Genomic DNA, 22,400 nt, shown 5'->3' on the forward strand with positions numbered 1-22,400 from the left:
GGCAGCGACCGCCGGGCAATTGGCTGTGTTCGGCTTCTCAGGACCTTAGCTTCCCGACCGAAGCGCGGAGAACGCGTGATGATCAGTGCGCGCGGCAATTCGCGGAACAATCGACCGTGCCATCGGTTCTTCTCCAGGAAGGAGTTCAGCCATGAGCAAGAAACCCCCACCGGTCCCAGCCGAAAATCGGAGTCCCAAGGGTGTCGGCGAACGCAAGTCGGTTCGGCTCGATGAGGCGAGCAAACGCCAGGCTCCCAACCCCGAGAAGCAGGGCCAGCAAGGCAATATCAACGTCAACACCACTCATCAGATCAATCAGCAAGACCGCTGAGGCGAGAAAGATGTCCACGTCCAAGAAAACCCCTGCGAGCATCCGGCAGGGTGGCCCTGGCGCTTCACACGAAAATGCCAAGGCTCCGCTCAAGATCAACAAACCGCCCGCGGATTCCGACCAGCGCAAGCGCAGCAGGATATCTGGAGGCGGCGGCGAGCGTGACAGCCACCATACGCATGACGCAGAAAGGAAAGGTGGCGGCACCAGGCCAGCGCACCAACCACAATCCGGCTGAGCAGAAATCGAAGGATGAACGACCGGGAGCCGTGAGTGGCGTCTCCGTACGGGACCGCCAGCTCACCGTGCTACCAACTCATGAAATTGCTCGCGGACGCCGGGCCTGTCTTCAGCCACCACAAGTGCCAGTCCGCGGGCGTCAAAAATCTCGAACCATTCTTCCCATTCAACCTGTTCCGGTCCACCCATGGTCGGTGGTCGATCCGCTCCTCGGTCCTGGTCCTGATAGGTGTGTTGGCCGAAGACGATGACAAGCGAGGGCTCATTTTGTTCGATCGAAGGCTCGGCTGGGAGAAGCGCGGGGAAGCCAGCGCGTGCTGCCGCCCAATCCCGAATAGCCTCGTGGTCGACAAGGGTGACCATCCCCGTCGACACTGGCTCCGGCTCATTCGGCGCCTGCGACACCGGGTCTGACCATCCGCTCTTGCGCGCGGATTCCGTCTGCCTTGCGTTCAGCCCACGCTCGCGGATACGGCCATGTTCATCGCCATCTTTTGCCATGTGTCACTCCCGATATGCTCCTAGCAACAAACTGGGCCGGACAGGAAATGTTCCAACTACCCAGCGAGAGGTCCGCTGACGGTCGCGTCGTTGGACACTGTTCGGGAACACTCCTCGCCTTCGAGGGTTAGCTTGGCGACAGGATCACATCCGCCGCATCCCATGGGGTCGCTTCGAATACGAATTCAAGCATTATCCCAAGCCAAAAGAAGGAGTGTTCTGGAATGGGTGCCAGCGATATGAAAGCGCGACCGCTCGAGGTCAAGGCGATCACCGGAGTGATAGAGGAACTCGAAAGGCAGGCGGCCGAAAACCCGTCGAAACTCAAGGTTCGACGGGATGGCGATAAAATAATCGTCGATGGCGAGATCGACGTCGACGCGCTGGTTATGGTTGTCGTCGGCTCCATGGCCGGAGGTCCGTAACACCGGCATGAGCCAACGAACCACCGGCGCCTGGTGCGGAGCCGTTGATGTTCCGCCGTTCCCAAAAGGCTCGGCTGCTCGATGTGAAACGACGAACAGCCCAGCGCTTCATTGCGCCGGCGGCGTTCCAGTCTGATCGCCACCCGTCGTGGTTGCGAGGGCGCGACTCCTTCGCGGCCCGACACTGCTTCCAAAGTTTTCGCCAGGCGGTACGACACCATTCGGCAGGCGCGCGAAGAGAGGGCTTGCAGGTGGCGGCCAGCGATCGCATGGCATGATTGTTTATCTCCAGGAACAAATCCCGGCGCCGCCACGTTGCACCTCATCACGTGTTGGACCAGCGAGGCAGTATCTTGGCGCCCAGGGCAAATTGGAAAGGTTTCCTGAAGGTAGGGGAGCTCAGCTGCCCGGTGGCGCTCTACACAGCCGCCTCGACCTCCGAGCGGATTGCCTTTCACACGGTAAACCGCGCGACCGGCCACAGGGTTCATCGCGAGTTCGTCGACAGCGAGACCGGTAAGCCGGTGGAGAAGGACGAGCAGGTCAAGGGTTATGAGACAGGTTCGGGCGAGTATGTCGTGGTCGAGCCTGACGAGGTCGCCGCCGCCGTCCCCGAAAGCGACAAGACACTGTCGGTCTCGGCCTTCGTCGGCTGCTCGGGCGTCGACGACGTGTATTTCGACAAACCCTACTACCTAGCCCCTTCGGACAAGCATGGCGAAGAGGCATTCACGCTCATCCGTGAAGGCATGCGCCGGAAGAAAGTCGCCGCCATCGCCCAAACGGTTCTGTTCCGGCGCGTCCGCACCTTGCTTATCCGCGTCTACGACGAGGGCCTGATCGGGACCACGCTCAATTTCGACTATGAAGTGCGCTCGGCGACCGACGCCTTCGAGGACGTACCCGACATCAAGGTCCAGGGCGAGATGCTCGATCTGGCCGAGCACATCATCAAAACCAAGCGAGGCAAATTCGACCCAACCACATTCGACGACCGCTACGAGGCGGCGCTCGCCGAACTCGTCAAGGCGAAGCTTGAGGGCAGGAAGATCGAGCCACCCAAGCAGCCGAAGCGCGAGAAGGTCGTCGACCTCATGGACGCGCTGCGCCAAAGTGCAGGCGTTGGCGAAAAACAGCCAACGCCGCGGAAAGGCGCTGCAAAATCCAAGGAACCGCAGCGTGCGAGGGCAAAGGAAAACGCACTGCGTCGGAAAGCCGGCTGACAGATGGCACTCGAGACCTATCGCAAGAAGCGCAATTTCTCCATCACCCCTGAACCGCAGGGCCGCAAGGCGGCGAAGACCGGCAACAGCTTCGTCATCCAGAAACATGCCGCAACGCGGCTCCATTACGACTTCCGTCTCGAAATGGATGGCGTGCTGAAGAGCTGGGCGGTCACCAAGGGACCGAGCCTCGTCCCCGGCGAAAAGCGTCTTGCCGTGCATGTCGAGGATCATCCCCTGGACTATGGCGGCTTCGAAGGGACGATCCCGAAGGGCGAATATGGCGGCGGGGCCGTCCTCCTGTGGGACAAGGGCACCTGGACCCCGATCGGCGATGCCCGCCGTGGCTACGCCAAGGGCCAAATGGATTTCGTATTGCATGGCGAGAAACTTGGCGGCCGGTGGCACCTGGTGCGAATGGCCGGAAAGCCGCGGGAAAAACGTGAGAACTGGCTGCTGATCAAGGGCGACGACGACGCCGCGCGCGACGAGAGCGAGGCCGACATCCTGGACGAGCGTCCGGAATCGGTCCTGACCGGCCGCGAGATCGAAGATATCGCCGGCGAGGAGCCCGGCTGGTCGTCGAGAACCGGCCGCATCCGAAAGACCCGTGGCCGCCACGTAAAGGCCGCCCCGCTCCAAGAGCAGACCGCCCCTGTCGACCTGCCGGACCCGTCCAGCATCAAAGGTGCCAGGAAGGCGGCGCTTCCGGATTTCGTCGAGCCGACGCTGGCGACGCTGGTTTCCTCGGCGCCATCAGGTCAACGCTGGCTGCATGAGATCAAATTCGACGGTTACCGGCTGCAGGCCAGGATCGAAGCCGGCCAGGTCAAGCTGCTGACGCGCAGCGGCCTCGACTGGACGAAGAAGTTCGGCAAGGCGGTCGTTACGGCGCTGGCCGAACTCGCCGTCGGCACGGCACTGATCGACGGCGAACTCGTGGTTGAGACATCGGTCGGCGCATCCGACTTCGGCGCCCTGCAAGCCGATCTCAGCACCGGGCGCAACGATCGCTTTCGCTTCTACGTCTTCGACCTGCTGTATCTCGATGGATACGACCTGCGCGATGTCGCCTTGGCCGAACGCAAGGAGCTGTTGGGAAAGATCACAGCCGCCGGCCCAGAGCTCATCCGCTACAGCCAACATTTCGAGGAGAACGGCGCGCTGGTGCTGCGGCATGCCTGCCGGCTGAGCCTCGAAGGCGTCGTCTCCAAGCTTCGCGATGCGCCCTATCGCTCCGGCCGCGGCAGGAATTGGGTCAAGTCCAAATGCTCCGCGCGGCAGGAGTTCGTTGTGGCCGGCTATGTGCCGTCGACCACCTCGCGCAATGCCATCGGCTCGCTCGTGCTCGGCGTCCATGACCAAGGCAAGCTTCACCATGTCGGGCGCGTCGGCACTGGTTACACGGCCGCGGTCGCGCAGGACCTGTTCAAGACACTCGAGCGCATGCGCGTTGCCTTGAGCCCGTTCGACGAGCGGCTGAGTGCGGAAGAGGCGCGGCAGGTCCGTTATGTCAGACCCGAACTCGTCGCCGAGATCGAGTTTCGCGCCTGGACCGCCGACGGCAATCTTCGCCATGCCTCGTTTCGCGGACTTCGCGAAGACAAGCCAGCCAAAGAGATCGTCCGCGAGGCGACGAAGATGAACAAGGAGACCGAACAGCCGCAGCGGCGGACCGTCAAGCTCACCCATCCCGATCGCCTCTACTGGCCGGACCAGGGCGTCACCAAGGAGGGCCTCGCCGACTACTATGCCGAAGCCTGGCGCTATGCGTCGCCCTATATGGTCGGGCGTGCGTTGGCACTGCTGCGCTGCCCCAACGGCATTTCAGGCGAGCAGTTCTTCCAGAAGCATGCCTGGAAGGGTCTCAATCCCAACATCGTGCTGGTCCAGGATCCCAGGGATCCGCCGGATGTGAAACTGATCAGCATCAACGACCTCGACGGCTTGATGGGTCTCGTCCAGTCGGCGGCGCTGGAGATTCACCCCTGGGGGTCGATGGTGAGCGACTGGGAGCGTCCCGATACGATCATCATGGATCTCGACCCCGGCGAGGGCGTGAGCTGGGAGGCGATGACCGAAGCGGCTGTCGAGACACGCGAGCGGCTGCGGGAAGCAGGGCTTGTCCCATTCCTCAAGACCTCCGGCGGCAAGGGCCTGCATGTGGTAGCGCCGTTGAAGCCGCAAGCCGAATGGCCCGCCGTAAAAGCCTTCACCAAGGCAGTCGCGGACGCCATGGCCTCCGACAGCCCCAGCCGCTACGTCGCGACCATCACAAAGTCCAAGCGGCGCGGGAAAATCCTCGTCGACTATCTGCGCAACCAGCGCGGTGCCACCGCGGTCGCTCCTTATTCGACAAGGGCACGGCCGGGAGCGGCAGTTTCGATGCCGCTGTCATGGGACGAACTCGGTCCCAGCGTCGGGCCGGCCTATTTCACAGTGGAAAACACCCCAACCCGGCTTGTCTCGCTGTCTTCCGATCCATGGCAAGATTTTCGCACAGCCGCGGTGCCAATCGAAGAGCGCCAGCGCAAGAAGGCGGCTTGAGGAGCATCAACGCAGAGCAGGCGCCTTTGCCTTGACGCCATTCCGGGTAGCAAAACCGTTTCCACATCTTGCCTGGAATTGCCTAGGCGATTTGCTCGAACGTGCACTGCTCTGGCGCCTTTTCCGGTCGCCAGCGCAGGAATTTGGTGCCGTGCCGGAAACGATCGCCGGTCACATGATCGAATCGAACTTCCACCACCAGTTCCGGCCGAACCGGCTCCCATTCGCTGCTGCGCTCGGTGCTCCAGCGGCTCGGCCCACCCGGTGCCTTTCCGGTGAAGCCCGGCGGTTCGCGCATCGCTTCAAGCTTGCGGGTGAGCTCGGCCCTGTGGTCATTTGCAATTGTCGAGGTGAACCCGACATGATCGAGCTTGCCCGCATCATCATAGAGGCCCAGCAGCAAGGAGCCGACCTGCGAACTGTTGTTGAGATAGCGAAAACCGCCGACCACGCAATCGGCCGAACGCAGTCGCTTCACCTTCACCATCGACCGCACGCCTGGCCGGTATGGCTCGTCCAGCCGCTTGGCGACGACGCCGTCCGTCGATCCATGTCCTGCATCGCTCAGCCAGGAACGTGCCTCGCTTACGTCGCGTGTAGCATGCGAGAGTAGAATGTTCTTGCGATCGGCCGAAGCGACAAACTCCTCGAGCGCCGCCCTGCGTTCCTTCAGCGTCCGGTTCGTTATGAGTTCTCCATGCTCGTCGCAGAGTATGTCGAACAAGATCAGATCGGCCGGCGTTTCGACGGACAGCTTGCGTATCCGCGTCGCTGCCGGATGAAGCCGCATCTGCAGCGCGGCGAATGACAATTTACCGGCGATCGAGACAACGATCTCGCCATCGGCGACAAAGCGCGGCGACGGCAGCTCCTTCAATGTCGCGACGAGCTCGGGAAAGTATCGGCCGAGCGGCTTGCCCGATTTCGCACGCAGATCTACCGCCTCGCCCTGTCGGAACGCCAGGCAACGGAAGCCGTCCCATTTGCGCTCATATTGCCAACCCTCTCCTTCGGGAATTTCGTCTGCCGCCTTGGCTTCCATGGGAGGCGTGTCGAGTGGCAAGGCGAAGTCGCCGCTCATTGCCCTGCCCCGGTGTCGCTGCGGCGGATGTCGCGCATTCGCAGGCCCTTTTTCGGCAGTGCCGGTATGCGAGACAGGTCCAGCGGCGACACTTTGTCGGTGATTTCGTACGTCATCGATCGGGTTAACACACGGATCGCCTCCTTCATCAACGCGACTGTCACTGCCTCGCCCGGACAACGATGCGTAACCGAAGCGTCGCCGCCACCATGCGGTACGAAATCGAAGCCTTGCATCCGCCAGCCAATGTCGCGGTCGAGCGAAAAGGTGTCCGGCGCGGGAAACCGCCGCGGGTCATGATTGGTACCGTGGAGATCAAGCAGCACCCAGGCGCCCTTGTCGATCCTGTAGCCATGCCACTCGAACGTCTCCCGGGCGACGCCGCCGATGAACGGAAAGAACGGATAAAGCCGTCTCACCTCTTCGGCGAACGCTTCAAGGCTGGCCTCATCCCCGGCTGCGAAGCGATCCGCCCATTGTTGCTGCTCGTTCAGCGCCATGGCGGTAAAGACGATGTAGCGGCCGATCGCGACCACCGGGCGCAGGATATTGATGATTTCGACCGCTGCGTCCGATATTTCGAGCAGATTTCCTGTCTCATCACGATGCTCGGCTATGATCCGGATCGGTGCGTTTTCGCCGAGCGTGAGTTCTCCTGAGCGGATACGCCGTACCACGGAGCCGACAAATCGCTCCGTTCGCCGGCGCCGCCAAAGTGCAAGCCACGTGTTCGGTCCGAAACCGCCGGCATTCTCGACCATGCCGCTCAGTTCGCGACAGAGGCCTTCGGCGCTGATTTCGTCGAGCGGCAGTGCCGACCATCGCGCGACGGATCTCGTCAGGATGAGGTTCACCTCTTCGAACAGGCTGATCTCGCCGCGCCGCTGCCAGTGCCTCAGCGCCTCAAGCCACTCCTCGCGGAAAATCGTGCGCAGGCGCTCCACCGGATCCGCCGCAAGGAGCAAGGAAAGAAACATTGCCTTGCGGTGGCGATGGGCGCCATCGTCGAGACCCTGGACACTGCCCTTGTCCTGCAGCAGTCGCAGCGTCGTTTGCGGCATCGCACCGTTTCGGGTGAAGCGGTCGCCGCCATAGAACATTTCGGCGGCGCTTGCGCCGCGGACGCAGATCGCCCTTTTCAACAGCAGGCGCGTGGCAAAAATGTCGGTGTTGAGCCGGTCGCATCGACGGCCGATAAACTCGTAGACTTCGCGAAGCAGTGCCAGTGTATTGTCCAAAGCGGGTTCATGGGGGATGGCCTTCATGATCTTGCCTCGTTTGCGCCGCCGCCACCCTGCCCTTCCTCCTCCAAGGACCTATTTTTTTCCCGCCTCCGAACGGATGCTTTTGCGCAGCGCATCCATGATGTCGATCACGTTGCTGGGCGGCTGCCCAGCCTCGGCCTTGGCTTTGGCCGGGCGCTTCTTGCCCTTCTTCTTCGAGGCGATGATCTCCAGCAGTCGCGCTTGGACGGGATCTGCCGACATGGCGGGATCCCATTGCTTGGTACGCTCGTCGATCAGGGTCTCGACCATGTCCATCAGCTTCTTGTCAGGTTTTCTCTCGCTGATCTGGCCGAAGTAGCCCTTGGGGTCGCGCACCTCATCGCCGTAGCGAAGCGTCCACAGCACAATGCCCTTGTCGCGCGGCTCCAGCATCACGGCACGCTCGCGCCGATACATCACCAGCCGCGATATCCCAACGGTTCCGGTCGACTTCATCGCATCGCGAATGACCGAGAATGCCTCCTCCCCGACCGGATCGTCCGGCGTCAGGTAGTGAGGCTTGTCGTACCAGATCCAGCCGATGCTGTCGGCCTCGACGAACATATCGATATCGATCGTCCGCGTGCTCTCCAGTGCGACCGCGTCGAGCTCCTCATCCTCGAGAAGCACAAATTCGTCCTCGCCGCGTTGGTAGCCCTTCACCTCATCGTCCTCAGCCACCGGCTTACCGCTGACGGCATCGACATACTGGCTGATGACGCGGTTCCCGCTCTTGCGATTGAGCGTGTGGAAGCGGACCTTTTCACTCTCGGTGGTAGCGGGCGTCATCGCGACCGGGCAGGTGACCAGCGAGAGCTTCAGATAGCCTTTCCAGAAGGGACGTGGCGCCATTGGGAAACCTTGAGATGCAAAACAGTCGAACGCGCCAGACAGAGCGATTGTTCCCGGTCTCACGGCACTCGAGGCCGTGAACAACATCGTCACCATCGCCGCGGCCGATATCTATGCCGCCTACGACCTCGCGATGATCACGCCCATCGCTTCCGACACGGCGCTGACCGAGCGCGCTTTGACGAACGTCTTTCGCTTCACCAACCGGGACGATCAGACCGGAGCAGCCATTGCCCGATATCTCTACGATGTAATGGGCAAGCGCCGCGCTGTTCTGATCGAGACGGAAACGATGTACGGCCACAGCATGGCGTGCGCATTCTCGCGGGCATTGCTGTCTTCCGACCTCTGGCCCGGTTTTCCAGTGCTTGCCACAGGCACCAATTTGCTCGCCACCGAGACAATTTTTGTCCTCGGATAGCGAAACAATTGTCCCCGAGCATCGTTTCGCTCCAGTCATGAGTTTGCAAGGAGGCGATGATGAGCGCAACCGGCTTGGATGTTTTCGACAAGACGCTGCAGACCACCAACATCTGGCTCGACGAGATCATGGCCGACCTGGGTCCCGACCGGCGCATTGCCTGGCACATATTGGGCGCTGTCCTGCGGACGCTAAGGGACAGGCTGCAACTCGGGCTCGCCGCCAAACTGGGCGCTGAGCTGCCGCTGCTGGTACGCGGCGCCTACTATGACCAGTACCGGCCTGCGGCTGAGCCCGAAAAGACAGGCTCGCTGGAAGAATTCTCGCAGCGTATCAGTGAGGAATTGAAGACCATTCGCCCTGTCGACCCCGAGGATGCGGCGCGTTCGGTCTTTCGGGTGCTGGCGCGGCATGTTGACCTTGGCCAGTCGGCAAAGGTGCGGGATGCGCTGCCGAAGGAAATCCAGGCGCTCTGGCCCGACAGCGTCGGCGTCCGATAGCGCTAAACCAGCCTATCATTTTCAGTTGGTGCTCAGGAGACGTTCAGTGCCTCCCGAACCAGTGGAAGCGGGTTCCGCACCCCGGAAAGCCACCAATCCTCTTTTTCGCAAGTTACCAGCGCGCTGCGGACGCCGATGGGCCGTCAGTCCCGCAAACGGTTGGCAGACTGGTCCTGGCGCTGCTCGGTTGCGACCTGTTTGGAATCCAGGCCACGTTCTCGGGTATGCTGGGCCTTGTCGCGATTAGACAGGATCTGGTTTTCCTTGAGCTTGTCCTTCGGCGTCATGGTCATGGCGCCCGTGCCGGAACCCTTTCCACGTGAACCCGCTCCGATTTGTTTCTTGCTTCCGCGTGACATTGGCTGCTGCCTCCATCGTATCCAGTAATCTCCCACGAACCGCGCTATTCGTCGGCACGATTCTCGTTGTGGACTCTCTCCTAGTCCTTGCTGCGGAGGATGCGGATTTCAGGATCAACAAGATGAGGCATGTCGGTCCTGACATCCGATCCCCTGCGCAATGACCAGCCGCTCTCACAGAGCATTTGAGAGCGTCGCTATCCAGCTCAGCGACTGGAAGCTGTCGTTCCACGCTGCTTCGCGCGTCTTCCTGCAACCGTCGACTGAGGGAATTCTACGGCTCGTCGATGTCCAGCTTCGAGGGGTTCTGCGAAATGAGACGCTCTTCCTCGTCATCCGGCAGCGCTTCGTCGCTGTTCTGGTACGCGTTATCGTCCTCTTCGTCGGGCAATTCACCACTCTTCTCGGTGGCGTTGCGACTGTCGCCGTCTGGCGGCACACCATCCGGAAGAACCTCGCTGCCTCGGATCGCGTCCCAATCCTGCTTTTCGAGTGCTGGTCCTTCGGATGTGACGACGGGTTTCTTACCTGGTGTCATCGGGCCTGGTGTCATCGGGCTCTCCTAGGCTTCGGCATTCACCTTCGGAGCGCGCATTCGCGCCCACATCAGCATACGCCGCAAGGGCTGGCATAACGATCAGTGCCAGTAGGGTTCGACCCTCCAATATCGATACGAAGCTTCGCGGGCCGGCCTTCCATCATCGACGGTGAGTTCATCGATCGAGTAGGCGGGCGCGGCCTTGAGCTGATCTGTGCTGAAAGAGACAACGTATCCGCCGCGGTCCGGATCATAATCCAAGAGGGACCATGGCACCGCGTGGTATCTTTCACCGATGCCCAGAAAACCGCCAAAGGAAATCACTGCGAACATGATGCCATTCGCGGTCTTTTCGAGCATCACGTCGTCGATCGTACCAATTTCCTTGCCCGCCGTGTTGTAAACAGTTGTGCCAATCACGCGCGAGGCGCGGATGGCGTCGGTATGGCCACTCGGAGTTGGCATTTCTTGAGCTCCTCTCTGTCCAAGTCAGATACCCACCAAACGGGCGGTCGGCGCTGATGTTCCCAAAAAACTGCCGGTGCTCTGTGGTCCGGACTCGACGGAGTGGCCGTCGCACAGCACGTCGTTACACGGCTGCGATAACGCCTGCCGATAACGGAATTCCTGGTCCTCGGTTCGAACAGTAGCGAAAGGCGACGAGGGTACCCTCACCGCCTCTGCTACGGAAAAAGGCGCGTCGGAATTCCGTGCAGCGCCCCCGTCCGAATTGATCGCCGATCACTGAATCACCTTGACCACCTTGCGGGTGCTCGGATCTACCAGCAGCGTCTGATTGTCGACGACGACATAGCGGTATTGGACGTTGGGTATCTCGTGCAGTTCGACGGTATCGGGCAAGGCGGAACCGATGTTGAGCTCGACGCCGGGCAGGTTAACTGAAGCCAGAGGCTGCTTCCTCACATACTCCTTGATGACCGTCTCCTGCTCGGGTTGAATCACCACATCCTGAGCAGCCGCCGCGCCAACGCCCGCCAGCAGCAGGAAGCCCGCCGCAACACTGGTAAGATGCAATCTCATGATGGTCTCCTTTGAAAGCTGGATGGTCTCCTGTGCGTCACATCGTTGCCGCCCGCAGCCCGGGCTGCCTAGTTGTAAACGCCATCGGATGCAGCTTGTTCCTCCGAACCGCCCGCCAACAGACCGGGAACAAAGTTTTTGGGTCAGAGTTCTACCCCGCGAAGGGACTCACACGTTCAAGGAGAATTCCCATGAAACGCGTTCTGATCACCAGCATGCTGGCGCTTGGCGTCAGTTGCGGGGCGGCACTCGCCCAAACGCAGCAACCTGCGGACAACCAGTCGGGCGGCGATACCAAGTGCACGATGGGTACCGCCAAATGTCAGAAGGGTTCCAATATGGGCCAGCGGGCCCAGGGCAAGATCAAGACCGAAGAGCAGACCCAGGGCAAGGCCAATGCGAAGACTGAGCAGCAGGCCCAGGGCAAGGCTGGCGCAACCACCGAGCAGCAGGCGCAGGATCAGGCCGGCACCAACTGCACACCTGGAATGCCCAATTGCAAGAAGGGCTCGAAGAAGGGCGAACAGGTCCAGGGCAAGGCTTCGACCCAGACCAACGAGCAGGCGCAGGGCAAAGCCGGCATGACCACCAACCAGCAGGCCCAAGGCAAGGCGTCGACCCAGACCAACCAGCAAGCGCAGGGCAAAGCCGGCATGACCACCAATCAGCAGGCCCAAGGCAAAACCTCGACCCAGGACAACACCTCGACCGCGTCCATCAACAACGTGACGGTCGAACAGAAGACGCAGATCGTCAACGTGATCCATGAGACCAGGGTCGAACCGGTGTCGAATGTGACCTTCGACATCAGCGTAGGCGTTGAGATTCCCAGGAAAAAGGTTCGGCTGCATCGTCTGCCTGCCCGTATCGTCAAGATTGTCCCGGCCTATGAGGGCTACGAGTACTTCGTGCTGGCCGATGGCCGCATCGTGATCGTTGACCCGAATACGCTGAAGATCGTCCTTATCCTGACCTGACGGGGACACATGCCCGCCGCGCCGAAGGCATGGCGGGCCTTTCCACACTGATATCCATAATCAAGCCCAGTCTGATACGCTGCTCCGTGGCTGTCGCCGCCATAAAGCTGGGCGGTTTCGTGGATCTCGCCCTCTCGCTGCTTTCTCTCCAGCGCTCTGCAGCTGATTGTTCCCGCCTATATCAATCGCGTGTTCGGGCCGCCGCTGGGAACAGGACGGCTTGCTGCGCGTTCCATAGTCATCTTCATCAAAATACGCGGCAAACGCACGCGTTGGCAAAATGGAGAGGACATGAGCATCCTCGGAATTATTCTCATCATCATACTGGTACTTGCCCTGCTCGGCGGCCTCAGCGGCCTTGGCGGCGGGCCGTTCTATGGCACCGGCTACTACGGCGGCGGTGGGCTTGGACTGGTGTTGATTATCATCCTCATCCTGGCTCTCCTCGGGCGCATATAGCGCAGCGACCCAGTCTGTCCCTCAGGGCGGGGCCCCGCGCCGTGGTCGGCGTGACAACGAACGCCGACCAACTTCCGAGAGAAGAGATAAGACGGCGGAAGCCCGACGCGTCGCAGGGATCCCGCCGATCGCAATCGGGCTACGCAGCTTGCTGCAGAGCGCGCTCGTTGACACCCCCCTCGCCCAGCCTGGAAAGCGCTTCGTCGGTCGCCATCTCTTCCTTAAGAGTGGCATTGAGCAAGTCCGCGACGTCTCTCTTACCCATCTGTTCGGCCCAGGCAATCAGAGTGCCGTATCGAGCAATCTCGTAGTGCTCGACTGCCTGCGCGGCTGCAACCAGTCCGGCGTCAAGTGCGGGCGCGCCTTCATATTCCTCCAGCACTTCCGAGCCCTCTTCGACAATGCCGTCGATGGCAGGACAGGTCTTGCCGCGCGCCGACCTGCCGATTTTCTCGAACACTTCCTCGAGGCGATCCACATGGCCTTCCGTTTCCATCCGGTGTTTCTCGAAGGCGGCGGTCACTTCTTCCGATTCCGCCGCTCTGGCCATCTTGGGCAGGGTCCTCAGTATCTTCTTCTCGGCATAATAGAGATCCTTCAGTCCGTCGAGGAATAGGTCCTCAAGACCCTTCCTTGCCGCTTTCGTTGTTTTCTTCGTGGTTGCCATAATCGTCTCCCGCTGGGTTGGTAGCTGCCTCCGCAAAAGCGCGAGGCACTCGATAACCCACCTGCCGGAAACAAGTTCCCGGGCGACCGAGCACCGTCGAAGAATTCTCCAGGGACGAGGCTGGCCCGGCATTTCGGCAATTTCTCCGGCGTTCTTTTTCACGTCTGCCGCGGGCGACGTATCAGCTGACGTGCTCCCCTGGTCTTGCTTGGGGCCTCTCTTCAGTGGCGAGGTGCGCCAGCTCAATTCGCTGAAGCGAAGGCCAAAATGACGCTTACCGCTTACAGCGAAAGCAGCGCCTTGCTTCGTCGAAGCCCTTCAATGGCGCATGAGGGCCGGCTCTAGCCGGTGCGCCGCGATGTTGCTGAAACATCCGCCGGCAGTCACCGTTTAGATGCTTTTGCAAAGCGGCTTCAGTGTACCAGCACGTTTCGCAGCCAGGCTATCAGCCTGCTTCCAGGGATGGTCTTGCGCACCCTGGCGGCAGCCCAGCTGGCTTGCATCGTTGCCCCGATATGGCAGCTGCAGACGATGTCGTGCAGTTGCCCATCGCTCAGCTTGAAGAAGCGTTTTGCTTCCCCGTAGCTATCACCCTGGAGACCCGAGGCACGCAGCAGCGGATCCTCGAACGCAACGGTGATCGCCGACCCCGCCGTTCGCGTTTCCGCGCGGACTTTCGGATGAAGATGTTCGGTGCCGGTCAGTGCTCCAAGGCATCGCGCGGGTTGCCGCTCGAGGAGCTCTGCCCAACGTTCGATCCTTTGCGTTCTGGTCATGATGGCGCTTTGCGCCAAGGGATTGACGTCTGCGATTGTTCGCAGCTCGTGAAGCGTCTGGTGTTTCATGGTCGGCTCCTGTCGACAGCGCAGCATTCACCCCTTCAGGAGAAGTACCGCGACGGCATCAGCCGACAAGAGCATTGCCGAAAGAGTTCCATCAAACGATGCTGCAATCCTGTCGGAAGGCTGGCCTGCAACACCTCGTGCGCTGGTTTCTCACGCATCGAGGCCGATGGGGGCGTGACAGGCCAATGGCCCTGAAATTTGCATATGGTGGGCGATGACGGGCTCGAACCGCCGACATCTTCGGTGTAAACGAAGCGCTCTACCAACTGAGCTAATCGCCCGCTCCGGGCCGGACCTTTAAGCGGTCGGGATCGGCTTCGCAAGGCCAAATGAGCGCAGAACGCTCTGGTTGGATACCGGTTTTGCCAACAAAAGGCCGGCTGTCAAAAAACCTTCTCCTGTTTGCTGTTATGCTGTCCCGTCACGCTTGACACCCGGTGGCGAACCCCTTATCCAGCGCCCCAACGACGAACACGGCTGACACGTGTTCGCCATGCGCGGGTGTAGCTCAGTTGGTTAGAGTGCCGGCCTGTCACGCCGGAGGTCGCGGGTTCGAGCCCCGTCACTCGCGCCATTTAACTTACTGATAGTTAAATGGTTTTCGCGCTAAGTAGGCTTCGGCCTTGTCAGGCAATCGGACCATGTAGCAGGCTGCGAAGAATTCGCGGACGACTGCAGCCGCTTGAAGCGCGCGCCCCCTAGATGCGCGCAGCGCCATTCTCCCGGCTGCCAAAATGCCGTGCCGTTGATGCGGCCGGTCGATCGTCACCTGGCCTTTGGTCTGATCCGCAGCCTACCTCGATGATTCCGACCAGTGCGCGAACAAATTCAACCATATCATTTGCCGTAATGGCGGCCTTGTCGGGACTTTGCCCAATGCGTTCGGCGGCTGCGCAACATGACAGGCGGATGAGATCGTAGTGTGAATCCCTTTCATCCTCCGGCATCGCCGCTAATTTCATGGCTCGGCGATGAATCAACCGCAGCAATTGTTCGAGAGCTGCTCCGACACTCATGCGTTTGCTCCGCATTGGTCGACCGTCCCACCGGAAACGTCGACGAGGACGTGTTTTCCCCCGTGATGTGGAAGGCTGCATCACGGCTGTTAATATATCGTTTAGTGCTAATATAATGACGCTCCGCGGAGCTGTCCTGCTACCGGAGCACCCGAGGGCAACCTTGAAATCGTTCGTTGTGACAGAAGCCCGCCACTGTGAGGCAGCGGGCTTGGCCTAAACGGCTCGGCCTCTACAGCGATTGCGGGCCGTTGTCAGGAATGAAGCTGAAGAACATCGGTTGGCGGTCGCGTGCCCCAGCCCTGCAATCCGAGCAGCCCTAACCTCATCCCCTCGCCAGCAGCGCCTCGACCTCCTGCAGCGTCGGCATCGATGGCGCGGTCCCTGGCCGGGTCACCGAAATTCCGGCAACGGCGCAGGCGAAGCGCACGGCTTGAAACGGCTCCACGCCTCGCGAAAGTGCCGCGGCCAAGCCGCCATTGAAGGCGTCGCCCGCCCCGGTGGTTTCGACCACCGGTCCCGCACTGACGGCGGGAACATGGTCGGAGCGGCCCTTCGAGTGCAAAAGCGCGCCCTTGTCACCCAGTGTGACGATGACCGTGCCGACGCCCTTTTCAAGCAGCTTGTCCGCAGCGGCTCGCGCCTCGTCGACCGACGAGACCTTCATCCCGGTCAATTCCTCCGTCTCGGTCTCGTTGGGCGTGAAATAGTCACACAGCGTATAGATGCGGTCGGGAAGCTTTGCCGCCGGGGCCGGGTTGAGGATCGTCGTCACCCCTGCCCCACGTGCGATCTCCAGCGCCCGCATAGCTGCTTCGATCGGCTGTTCGAGCTGGGTGACGAAAACGCCGGCACCGCGGATGAGCGCGGCATTGGCCTCGATGTCGGCCGGCGAGATCAGCATGGCGGCACCGGGGCTGACGATGATGGCATTGTTGCCGGTCGTCTCCTCGACGAAGATGTAGGCCGCACCGGTATAGCTTTCCGGCGTATCGATGACGGCATTCTTGACGCCGGCCCGCGCCCAGGTCTGCCTGGCCATGTCGGCGAAGGGATCGACGCCGAGGCGCGTGAGGAAGGTGACGTCGGCACCAAGCTTGCCGGCTGCAACCGCCTGGTTCGAGCCCTTGCCGCCCGGACCCAGCGTGAAGGATGTCCCGAGGATCGTCTCGCCCATGCGCGGCTGCCGCTGCGCCCTGTAGGCGGTGTCGGCGACGAACACACCCAATATGACGACAGGCTTGCCCGAAGCCATGCCGCTACTCCGCGTCCGGAGGCACGACGCCCTTGCGGAAGGCGAAGCAGCCATAGAAGCGGCGCTCGCCGGTCTGGATGACGCAATAGGCCTGCTTGGCGCGCTCGTAGAAGGCATAGCGCTCGACCGCTATCATCGGCCACGACTTGCCTTCGGCCGCGTCGATTTCCTTTTGTACCTCGTTCTGCACAGCGGGAACCTCGTCCGGCTTGCCGACAATCTCCATGCGCGCGGCGGAGTCGTCGACGAACGTATCCAGCGGATACAGCGACAGCACCGCCTTTACGACCTCGGCGGCCGAGGCATCGATGCGCAGCAGGCGGCCGAGCGCGGTCTGGCGCGCCACCGAATCGGACGGAAAATTGGTGTCGGCGATGATCAGATCATCGCCATGCCCCATTGCCCGCAATGCCTGCAGCACGTCGGCATTGAGCAGCGGGTTGATGCCTTTGAGCATGATATTCCTCGTGAAGTCCGATTGAGATCAGAGACGCTTGCCGGTCTCGGCGTCGAAAAGGTGGATCTGGTCGAGCCGCGGCTTCAGAGTGAGCGTGTCACCCGGCTTGAAGTCGTGGCGCTCGCGAAACAGCGCCACCATCTCGCCTTCGCCGAAGCGCAGGAAGACCAGAGTTTCAGAGCCGGTCGGCTCAACCACAGAAATCTTCGCCGGCACGCCATCGGGATGGATTTCGAGATGCTCCGGCCGCACACCGTAGACAATGGCCTGGCCGTCCTGTGCGGCATTGTCCGCTGCAACCGGGAACAGCGTGCCCGCAATATCGACACCTGGCTTCGCACCCTTGCGCATGACGCCCTTGAGCAGGTTCATCGAAGGCGAGCCGATGAAGCCGGCGACAAACAGATTCGCCGGCCGGTCGAACAGTTCCAGCGGCGCGCCGACCTGCTCGATGCGGCCGTCGCGCATGACGACGATCTTGTCGGCCATGGTCATGGCCTCGATCTGGTCATGGGTGACGTAGATGGTGGTGGTCTTCAGCCGCTGGTGGAGTTCCTTGATCTCGGTGCGCATCTGTACGCGCAGCTTGGCGTCGAGATTGGAGAGCGGCTCGTCGAACAGGAACACTTGGGGATTGCGCACAATGGCGCGGCCCATCGCCACGCGCTGGCGCTGGCCGCCGGAAAGCTGGCGGGGATAGCGCTTCAGATAGGGATTTAAGTCGAGGATGTCGGCGGCGCGCTTGACCCGTTCGGCGACCACGGCCGGATCGGTTTTCCGCAGCTTCAGCGCAAAGGCCATGTTCTGCTCGACCGTCTTGTGCGGATAAAGCGCATAGTTCTGGAACACCATGGCGATGTCGCGCTTGGCCGGCGGCAGATGGTTGACGATCCGGTCGCCGATGGCGATCGTGCCGCCGGAGACGGTCTCCAGCCCGGCCACCATCCTGAGCAGCGTGGACTTGCCGCAACCCGAAGGGCCCACCAGAACCACGAACTGCCCGTCTGATATGTCGACGCTGACTTCGTGTAGAACCTTGACGGCTCCGAATGCCTTGGCCACCTTGCTGATCGCGACTTGCGCCATATCTCCCCCGCCGGCTCCATTAGCCGTAGGCGCAGAAGCTAACCAACGCGACCGGTCAGGGCAAGTCAGTCTGATACAGGTAAGCCCGTTCTCGTTGACACGGCGTTTGGTTGCGAGAATAGTGGCAGGCGCTGGTCAAAATGTCGGTACCCGATCCGCAATCGGAACTTCAATCAACGCAGGGTGGGGTCCTGCTAATTCGTTTCCGAACCGGGAGCATCGTTGGCGCTCCAGCGTCCGACAGTTAGTCAGCTTATTCACACTGAATTCTGGGAGGAACAGGCAATGAGAACGGATCTTTACGAGAAACTGGTTCGTGCCGGCGCCACAAGGCGCGACATATTGAAGGGTGCGGCCAGCATGGCCGCAATCGCAGCGGCATCTGGTGCAGGGCTCGGCGCCTTGACGCGCCCGGCTTCCGCTGCAAGCGAACTTCGCTCCAAAATCCTGCAGATCCCCGGCGTCGGCAAGGGTCAGCCGACCGATGCCGATTTCCAGAAGGTCGGCGAGCTCTGCCTGGAGGCCACCAAGGCCAACGTCAAGGAAGGCGAATTCGCCGGCGTCGAGCTCTCCTTCATGGGCCTCAACAACCAGAACCTGCACAATGTGCTGTTCCGCGGCTTCCTGAAGCCGTGGGAGGCCTATACCGGGGCCAAGATCAACTGGATCGACCTGGCGCAGGCCGACTACAATCCGCGCCTGCAGCAGGCTATCGCCACGAACACAATCGACTTTGATATCGTCGAGATGGGCGCGCCTTTCGAGGGCGATGTCTGCGGCAAGGGCCTCACTTCCGAGATGCCCGACTGGGTCAGGAAGCAGATCGATATGGACGATCTGGTGGCCTATCTGAAGCCGCCGGTCGGCACCTGGAACGGCAAGCAGTATCGCGTTACCGTCGACGGAGACGCGCACAACTTCAACTACCGCACCGACGTGTTCTCCGACTCTGATCTGGCAGCAGCCTGGAAAGCCGATAGCGGCGACAAGGCAGGCCTGACGGAATGGGGTGTGCCAAAGACCTGGCAGCAGGTGCAGGTGGTGACCAAGTTCCTCAAGGGCAAGCAGGTGAAGGGCCAGGACGTCTACGGCTACCTCGACGCGCCCAAGCCCTGGGGCGGCTTCGGCTTCTATTTCCTCGGCAGCCGCGCCTCCGCCTATGCCAAGCATCCGGATGACAAGGCGTGGCTATTCGATCCGGATACCATGAAACCGCGCGTCAACAACCCGGCTTGGGTGCGCGCGATCCAGGACGTGATCGATGCGCTGCCTTCCGAACCGCAAGATCAAATCAATGCAGACCCGAACCAGACCTGTTTCTCCCAATTCCTGGGCGGCACCGGTTCGATGCTGGCTTGGTGGGGAGACGCGGGCTCGAATGCGAAAACTAACGATTCGTCGGTCGTCGGCGATGTCACAGGCTTCTCGATCCTGCCAGGCTCCGACGATGTCTACAATTCCAAAACTGGCAAGTGGGACAAACTGGCCAGCGGCCCTAACTATGCGCCGAACTGCGCATATCTCGGCTGGGGCGTCTATGTCATGGCCCGCGTCGACAGTGACGAGAAGAAGAAAAAGGCAGCTTGGTCTGCGGCAGCCCATCTCGGCGGCAAGGACCTGTCGCTCTGGTGCGCCGCATATCCATCGGGCTTCCAGCCCTACCGCAATTCCCATTTCGACATTCCGGAATGGGTGGCGGCCGGCTACGACGAGGCGTTCATCACCTCCTACCTCAAGTCGGAGGCCGACAGCTACAACCATCCGAATGCGGCGATCGAGCCGCGCATCCCCGGCATCTTCCAATACTACAGCGCCGCCGAGGACATCCTGGCCAACACCTTCGCCGGCAAGATGAAGGCGCAGGAAGGCGCCGACGCCATTGCGGCGGCCTGGGAGAAGCTGACCGATCAGATCGGCCGCGACAACCAGATCAAGCTCTACAAGGCCTCGCTCGGCATGTAGGTTGGCTTATAAACCGTGGTTCGGCGGCGCAAAGCCGCCGGACCTGACCGGCCGGCAAAGGGCCTTCTGTGAACGGACGGGACGCGTGGCTAACCAGACTTTGCCCACCGATGCGTGGCCGGCAGACGCCGCCCCTTACGATCTGATTTCACCGAGCCGCAAACGCCTGGGCTGGGCTTTGATGGCTGCTGCAACTCTCGGTCTGCTGGCGGTGATCGCGCTGGAGATCCTGTACAAGACCGAAGCCGACACCGTCGGCTTCGAAACCTGGCGCCCGGTCGTCTACGCCTATGTGCTGTGGGGCGTGGCTATCGGCATCGGCCAGGTGCTGACGCGCGGCGAAGACGGCCAGCGTGCGCTGTTCCTGCTGCCGGCGCTGCTGTTCACCATCGCCATGGTGATCTTCCCGACGCTGTTCGGTTTCTACATCGCGCTCACCGACTGGAATCTCAGCTCCTTCAGTGGACGCAGGTTCAACGGGCTCGCCAATTTCTGGCAGATGCTGGGCGATCCCTACTACCGCAATGCGCTGTTCAACATGGTGCTCTATGTGCTGGCGGTGGCGGTCGAATATGTCATTGCCTTCGGCCTGGCGCTGCTGCTTAACGCGCAGATCCGGGCACGAAAATTCTTCCGCGTCGTCTTCCTCTTACCCTTGATGTTGTCGCCGGTCGCGGTGTCGTGGATGATCGGCAAATCGCTGATGGAATACCGGTTCGGACCGGCAGCGACGCTGGCGCGCCATCTCGGCTGGGAGAATCCAGCCTTCTTCAGCGATCCGATCATCGCGCGCATCGCAATCATGGTGCTGGATGCCTGGACGTTCATTCCGTTCATGATGATCATGCTGCTGGCCGGGCTGCAGGCGATGTCGCGCGAGGTGCTCGAAGCCGCCCGCGTGGACGGCGCCAATGTGTGGCAGACCTTCTGGCAGGTCACCTTCCCGCTGATGCTGCCGGTGTCGGTGACGGCGGTGATCCTGCGCATCATCTTCAAGCTGAAGCTTGCCGACATCATCATCACGGTCACATCGGGAGGCCCGGGCGGCGCCACCGATTCCGTGTCGAGCTTCATCTATCGCGAATACCGCGACCGCTCGAATGTCGGCTACGGAACCATGCTGGCGATGGCCTACCTAGTGATCATCATCGTGTTCGTCACGTGGCTGTTGAAATTTGCCAACCGTTTCGTGCGCAATGTGAATTGAAGCAGGGCGGGTCAATTGAAGCAAGATCGGGTGAATTGAAGCAAGATGAGCGTACTCACCACCGAATATGTAGCCTCGGAGATCCGCTCGCCGGCGAGCTTCCTCGCCAGCCGCTTCTTCATCTACGCGGCGCTGGCGTTCTGGGCGTTCGTCTGCCTGTTCCCGATCTACTGGACGATCACGACCTCGTTCAAAACCGCGGTCGACGTCACCCAAGGCCATCTGATCCCCTTCGTCGACTTCCAGCCGGACTGGAAGGGCTGGCGCTCGCTCGGCCTGTCGCCGGACTCGATCTTCCAGACCTCGACGGTGCGCGAGGAGTTCCTCAAGCGCTTCATGAATTCGGTGATCACCTCGGTCGGCGCATCGAGCCTGGCCATCGTCATCGGCAGCCTCGCCGCCTACGGGCTCACCCGCTATCGCTACCATTTCGCCTGGTTCAAGAACGAGGACATCTCGTTCTTCTTCCTGTCGCAACTGATCCTGCCGCCGGTGGTGCTCGCTTTGCCTTTCCTGGTGCTCTACCGCGAGGTCGGTCTGCTCGACACACGCGTCGGGCTGATCCTGCTTTACACGCTGATGGTGCTGCCGATCGTCATCTGGATCATGCGCGACCAGTTCAACTCCATCCCGGTCGAGCTCGAGGAAGCAGCGCTCGTCGACGGGTTGTCGATCTGGGGAGCCTTCTTCCGCATCGTCATGCCGATCGCGCTGCCCGGCATGGTCGCCGCCTTCATCCTGGCAATGGTTTTGTGCTGGAATGAATATTTCTTCGCGGCCCTTTTGACCTCGACCGATGCCAAGACCATCCCCGTCATGGTGGCGAGCCAGACCGGCTCGCAAGGCATCAACTGGTGGTCGATGGCAGCGCTTGCCACGGCGGCCATCGCGCCGCTCGCCGTCATCGGCATTGCGCTAGAGCGCTATCTGATCATGGGCATGACCGCAGGAGCGGTGAAGTAGGGCGAGAGGGGGCGGCCTCGCACCCCTGATCTGTAAATTTTCGACCTCGGCGGGGCAGCACCCCCCTCTGGCCTGCCGGCCATCTCCCCCGCAAGGAGCAGGACTGTCCGGGGAAAGTTATTCATATATGAAGGCCATCTGATTGAGGGAGGATCGGTCTCTTGGTCGGCTCGGATTGACCG

At 61.2% G+C, this 22,400-nt stretch carries 26 protein-coding genes and 2 tRNA genes; 13 read left to right on the plus strand and 15 right to left on the minus strand.

Annotation, left to right across the window (positions count from 1 at the left end; genetic code table 11):
• Positions 1-151: 151 nt before the first annotated feature.
• Positions 152-331 carry a hypothetical protein gene (locus NKJ89_RS12540; protein WP_084025452.1) on the plus strand — a complete coding sequence of 60 codons (180 nt, stop codon included), beginning with the start codon at positions 152-154 and terminating at the stop codon, positions 329-331.
• A 10-nt stretch (positions 332-341) separates the two neighbouring features.
• Positions 342-569, plus strand: coding sequence for a hypothetical protein (locus NKJ89_RS12545; RefSeq protein WP_352602740.1), 228 nt, complete (start codon positions 342-344; stop codon positions 567-569).
• Positions 570-631: 62 nt separating this feature from the next.
• On the opposite strand, the gene NKJ89_RS12550 is transcribed toward NKJ89_RS12545, so the two are convergent.
• Positions 632-1,072, minus strand: a complete 441-nt coding sequence (locus NKJ89_RS12550; protein WP_352602742.1) for a hypothetical protein — start codon at positions 1,070-1,072, stop codon at positions 632-634.
• 224 nt (positions 1,073-1,296) lie between these two features.
• On the opposite strand from NKJ89_RS12550, the gene NKJ89_RS12555 reads away from it, so the two are divergent.
• From NKJ89_RS12555 to ligD, 3 genes are all read left to right on the plus strand, one after another.
• On the plus strand, positions 1,297-1,497 hold the full coding sequence (locus NKJ89_RS12555) for a hypothetical protein (protein ID WP_352602743.1): 201 nt from the start codon (positions 1,297-1,299) through the stop codon (positions 1,495-1,497).
• Between the two features lie 353 nt (positions 1,498-1,850).
• Entirely contained in the window at positions 1,851-2,720 is an 870-nt protein-coding gene (ku, locus tag NKJ89_RS12560; RefSeq protein WP_352602745.1) for a non-homologous end joining protein Ku, read from the plus strand.
• A gap of 3 nt (positions 2,721-2,723) precedes the next feature.
• The gene (ligD, locus tag NKJ89_RS12565; RefSeq protein ID WP_352602747.1) at positions 2,724-5,267 is read left to right on the plus strand and encodes a DNA ligase D; all 2,544 of its coding nucleotides are present in this window, start codon (positions 2,724-2,726) and stop codon (positions 5,265-5,267) included.
• A gap of 82 nt (positions 5,268-5,349) precedes the next feature.
• Here ligD and NKJ89_RS12570 read toward each other — a convergent pair whose 3' ends face one another.
• Genes NKJ89_RS12570 through ku (NKJ89_RS12580) form a run of 3 tightly spaced genes read right to left on the minus strand, consistent with a single transcriptional unit; the run spans position 5,350 to position 8,465 of the window.
• Positions 5,350-6,348, minus strand: coding sequence for an ATP-dependent DNA ligase (locus tag NKJ89_RS12570; protein ID WP_023759817.1), 999 nt, complete (start codon positions 6,346-6,348; stop codon positions 5,350-5,352).
• Entirely contained in the window at positions 6,345-7,613 is a 1,269-nt protein-coding gene (locus NKJ89_RS12575) for a cytochrome P450 (RefSeq protein WP_352602749.1), read from the minus strand. The genes NKJ89_RS12570 and NKJ89_RS12575 overlap by 4 nt, the downstream gene beginning before the upstream one ends.
• Positions 7,614-7,664: 51 nt before the next feature.
• The gene (gene ku / locus NKJ89_RS12580) at positions 7,665-8,465 is read right to left on the minus strand and encodes a non-homologous end joining protein Ku (protein ID WP_352602751.1); all 801 of its coding nucleotides are present in this window, start codon (positions 8,463-8,465) and stop codon (positions 7,665-7,667) included.
• Positions 8,466-8,541: 76 nt separating this feature from the next.
• Between ku (NKJ89_RS12580) and NKJ89_RS12585 the strand changes: the two genes are divergently transcribed.
• Both NKJ89_RS12585 and NKJ89_RS12590 read left to right on the plus strand, forming a co-directional pair.
• The gene (locus NKJ89_RS12585; protein ID WP_352602753.1) at positions 8,542-8,886 is read left to right on the plus strand and encodes a type 1 periplasmic-binding domain-containing protein; all 345 of its coding nucleotides are present in this window, start codon (positions 8,542-8,544) and stop codon (positions 8,884-8,886) included.
• A 59-nt stretch (positions 8,887-8,945) separates the two neighbouring features.
• Positions 8,946-9,386, plus strand: coding sequence for a DUF2267 domain-containing protein (locus NKJ89_RS12590; protein ID WP_352602755.1), 441 nt, complete (start codon positions 8,946-8,948; stop codon positions 9,384-9,386).
• A 143-nt stretch (positions 9,387-9,529) separates the two neighbouring features.
• Here NKJ89_RS12590 and NKJ89_RS12595 read toward each other — a convergent pair whose 3' ends face one another.
• The 4 genes from NKJ89_RS12595 to NKJ89_RS12610 all read right to left on the minus strand — a co-directional run bounded on the left by NKJ89_RS12595 (position 9,530) and on the right by NKJ89_RS12610 (position 11,324).
• Entirely contained in the window at positions 9,530-9,679 is a 150-nt protein-coding gene (locus NKJ89_RS12595) for a hypothetical protein (RefSeq protein WP_245266653.1), read from the minus strand.
• Between the two features lie 340 nt (positions 9,680-10,019).
• Positions 10,020-10,298 (minus strand): hypothetical protein, encoded by a 279-nt coding sequence (locus NKJ89_RS12600; protein WP_352485736.1) that lies wholly within the window; start codon positions 10,296-10,298, stop codon positions 10,020-10,022.
• Between the two features lie 84 nt (positions 10,299-10,382).
• Complete coding sequence (locus NKJ89_RS12605) at positions 10,383-10,748, minus strand: PRC-barrel domain-containing protein (protein ID WP_352602757.1); 366 nt, start codon at positions 10,746-10,748, stop codon at positions 10,383-10,385.
• A gap of 276 nt (positions 10,749-11,024) precedes the next feature.
• Entirely contained in the window at positions 11,025-11,324 is a 300-nt protein-coding gene (locus tag NKJ89_RS12610; RefSeq protein WP_023759824.1) for a DUF1236 domain-containing protein, read from the minus strand.
• Between the two features lie 191 nt (positions 11,325-11,515).
• Here NKJ89_RS12610 and NKJ89_RS12615 point away from each other — a divergent pair, with 191 nt between their 5' ends.
• Together NKJ89_RS12615 and NKJ89_RS12620 are read left to right on the plus strand one after the other, a co-directional pair.
• Positions 11,516-12,301, plus strand: a complete 786-nt coding sequence (locus NKJ89_RS12615; protein WP_352602758.1) for a DUF1236 domain-containing protein — start codon at positions 11,516-11,518, stop codon at positions 12,299-12,301.
• A gap of 291 nt (positions 12,302-12,592) precedes the next feature.
• Positions 12,593-12,760, plus strand: a complete 168-nt coding sequence (locus NKJ89_RS12620; protein ID WP_352602760.1) for a DUF3309 family protein — start codon at positions 12,593-12,595, stop codon at positions 12,758-12,760.
• 139 nt (positions 12,761-12,899) lie between these two features.
• Here the strand turns inward: NKJ89_RS12620 and NKJ89_RS12625 are convergent, their stop codons facing one another.
• The 3 genes from NKJ89_RS12625 to NKJ89_RS12635 form a co-directional block, all read right to left on the minus strand.
• Complete coding sequence (locus tag NKJ89_RS12625) at positions 12,900-13,427, minus strand: YciE/YciF ferroxidase family protein (RefSeq protein WP_023759826.1); 528 nt, start codon at positions 13,425-13,427, stop codon at positions 12,900-12,902.
• 413 nt (positions 13,428-13,840) lie between these two features.
• Positions 13,841-14,272: a hypothetical protein gene (locus NKJ89_RS12630; RefSeq protein ID WP_352602761.1), complete on the minus strand. Its 432-nt coding sequence runs from the start codon at positions 14,270-14,272 to the stop codon at positions 13,841-13,843.
• A gap of 205 nt (positions 14,273-14,477) precedes the next feature.
• Positions 14,478-14,553: transfer RNA gene (locus NKJ89_RS12635), tRNA-Val, on the minus strand.
• 216 nt (positions 14,554-14,769) lie between these two features.
• Here NKJ89_RS12635 and NKJ89_RS12640 point away from each other — a divergent pair.
• Positions 14,770-14,846: transfer RNA gene (locus NKJ89_RS12640), tRNA-Asp, on the plus strand.
• A gap of 124 nt (positions 14,847-14,970) precedes the next feature.
• Here the strand turns inward: NKJ89_RS12640 and NKJ89_RS12645 are convergent.
• From NKJ89_RS12645 to NKJ89_RS12660, 4 genes are all read right to left on the minus strand, one after another.
• Positions 14,971-15,288 carry a hypothetical protein gene (locus NKJ89_RS12645; protein WP_352602763.1) on the minus strand — a complete coding sequence of 106 codons (318 nt, stop codon included), beginning with the start codon at positions 15,286-15,288 and terminating at the stop codon, positions 14,971-14,973.
• 325 nt (positions 15,289-15,613) lie between these two features.
• A complete protein-coding gene (rbsK, locus tag NKJ89_RS12650; protein ID WP_352602765.1) occupies positions 15,614-16,543 on the minus strand; it encodes a ribokinase in 930 nt (309 codons plus the stop codon).
• Between the two features lie 4 nt (positions 16,544-16,547).
• Entirely contained in the window at positions 16,548-17,000 is a 453-nt protein-coding gene (locus NKJ89_RS12655) for an RbsD/FucU family protein (protein WP_352602767.1), read from the minus strand.
• A gap of 27 nt (positions 17,001-17,027) precedes the next feature.
• The gene (locus NKJ89_RS12660) at positions 17,028-18,086 is read right to left on the minus strand and encodes an ABC transporter ATP-binding protein (RefSeq protein WP_352602769.1); all 1,059 of its coding nucleotides are present in this window, start codon (positions 18,084-18,086) and stop codon (positions 17,028-17,030) included.
• Positions 18,087-18,371: 285 nt separating this feature from the next.
• Between NKJ89_RS12660 and NKJ89_RS12665 the strand changes: the two genes are divergently transcribed.
• From NKJ89_RS12665 to NKJ89_RS12675, 3 genes are all read left to right on the plus strand, one after another.
• Entirely contained in the window at positions 18,372-20,048 is a 1,677-nt protein-coding gene (locus NKJ89_RS12665) for an ABC transporter substrate-binding protein (protein WP_352602771.1), read from the plus strand.
• Between the two features lie 85 nt (positions 20,049-20,133).
• Positions 20,134-21,255, plus strand: coding sequence for a carbohydrate ABC transporter permease (locus NKJ89_RS12670; RefSeq protein ID WP_352602772.1), 1,122 nt, complete (start codon positions 20,134-20,136; stop codon positions 21,253-21,255).
• 45 nt (positions 21,256-21,300) lie between these two features.
• A complete protein-coding gene (locus NKJ89_RS12675; protein WP_023759834.1) occupies positions 21,301-22,218 on the plus strand; it encodes a carbohydrate ABC transporter permease in 918 nt (305 codons plus the stop codon).
• Positions 22,219-22,400 lie beyond the last annotated feature (182 nt).

Source organism: Mesorhizobium sp. M0047 (genome assembly GCF_040323315.1).
Taxonomy (GTDB): domain Bacteria; phylum Pseudomonadota; class Alphaproteobacteria; order Rhizobiales; family Rhizobiaceae; genus Mesorhizobium.

Coding starts and splice junctions, on each gene's coding strand:
- NKJ89_RS12570 (WP_023759817.1), bottom strand. CDS start 6,348: ATGAGCGGCGACTTCGCCTTGCCACTCGACACGCCTCCCATGGAAGCC.
- NKJ89_RS12615 (WP_352602758.1), top strand. CDS start 11,516: ATGAAACGCGTTCTGATCACCAGCATGCTGGCGCTTGGCGTCAGTTGC.
- NKJ89_RS12655 (WP_352602767.1), bottom strand. CDS start 17,000: ATGCTCAAAGGCATCAACCCGCTGCTCAATGCCGACGTGCTGCAGGCA.
- rbsK (WP_352602765.1), bottom strand. CDS start 16,543: ATGGCTTCGGGCAAGCCTGTCGTCATATTGGGTGTGTTCGTCGCCGAC.
- NKJ89_RS12610 (WP_023759824.1), bottom strand. CDS start 11,324: ATGAGATTGCATCTTACCAGTGTTGCGGCGGGCTTCCTGCTGCTGGCG.
- NKJ89_RS12645 (WP_352602763.1), bottom strand. CDS start 15,288: ATGAGTGTCGGAGCAGCTCTCGAACAATTGCTGCGGTTGATTCATCGC.
- NKJ89_RS12595 (WP_245266653.1), bottom strand. CDS start 9,679: ATGACCATGACGCCGAAGGACAAGCTCAAGGAAAACCAGATCCTGTCT.
- NKJ89_RS12575 (WP_352602749.1), bottom strand. CDS start 7,613: ATGAAGGCCATCCCCCATGAACCCGCTTTGGACAATACACTGGCACTG.
- NKJ89_RS12600 (WP_352485736.1), bottom strand. CDS start 10,298: ATGACACCAGGCCCGATGACACCAGGTAAGAAACCCGTCGTCACATCC.
- NKJ89_RS12665 (WP_352602771.1), top strand. CDS start 18,372: ATGAGAACGGATCTTTACGAGAAACTGGTTCGTGCCGGCGCCACAAGG.
- NKJ89_RS12540 (WP_084025452.1), top strand. CDS start 152: ATGAGCAAGAAACCCCCACCGGTCCCAGCCGAAAATCGGAGTCCCAAG.
- NKJ89_RS12625 (WP_023759826.1), bottom strand. CDS start 13,427: ATGGCAACCACGAAGAAAACAACGAAAGCGGCAAGGAAGGGTCTTGAG.
- ku (WP_352602751.1), bottom strand. CDS start 8,465: ATGGCGCCACGTCCCTTCTGGAAAGGCTATCTGAAGCTCTCGCTGGTC.
- NKJ89_RS12605 (WP_352602757.1), bottom strand. CDS start 10,748: ATGCCAACTCCGAGTGGCCATACCGACGCCATCCGCGCCTCGCGCGTG.
- NKJ89_RS12545 (WP_352602740.1), top strand. CDS start 342: ATGTCCACGTCCAAGAAAACCCCTGCGAGCATCCGGCAGGGTGGCCCT.
- NKJ89_RS12555 (WP_352602743.1), top strand. CDS start 1,297: ATGGGTGCCAGCGATATGAAAGCGCGACCGCTCGAGGTCAAGGCGATC.
- NKJ89_RS12620 (WP_352602760.1), top strand. CDS start 12,593: ATGAGCATCCTCGGAATTATTCTCATCATCATACTGGTACTTGCCCTG.
- NKJ89_RS12630 (WP_352602761.1), bottom strand. CDS start 14,272: ATGAAACACCAGACGCTTCACGAGCTGCGAACAATCGCAGACGTCAAT.
- NKJ89_RS12660 (WP_352602769.1), bottom strand. CDS start 18,086: ATGGCGCAAGTCGCGATCAGCAAGGTGGCCAAGGCATTCGGAGCCGTC.
- NKJ89_RS12675 (WP_023759834.1), top strand. CDS start 21,301: ATGAGCGTACTCACCACCGAATATGTAGCCTCGGAGATCCGCTCGCCG.
- ligD (WP_352602747.1), top strand. CDS start 2,724: ATGGCACTCGAGACCTATCGCAAGAAGCGCAATTTCTCCATCACCCCT.
- NKJ89_RS12590 (WP_352602755.1), top strand. CDS start 8,946: ATGAGCGCAACCGGCTTGGATGTTTTCGACAAGACGCTGCAGACCACC.
- NKJ89_RS12550 (WP_352602742.1), bottom strand. CDS start 1,072: ATGGCAAAAGATGGCGATGAACATGGCCGTATCCGCGAGCGTGGGCTG.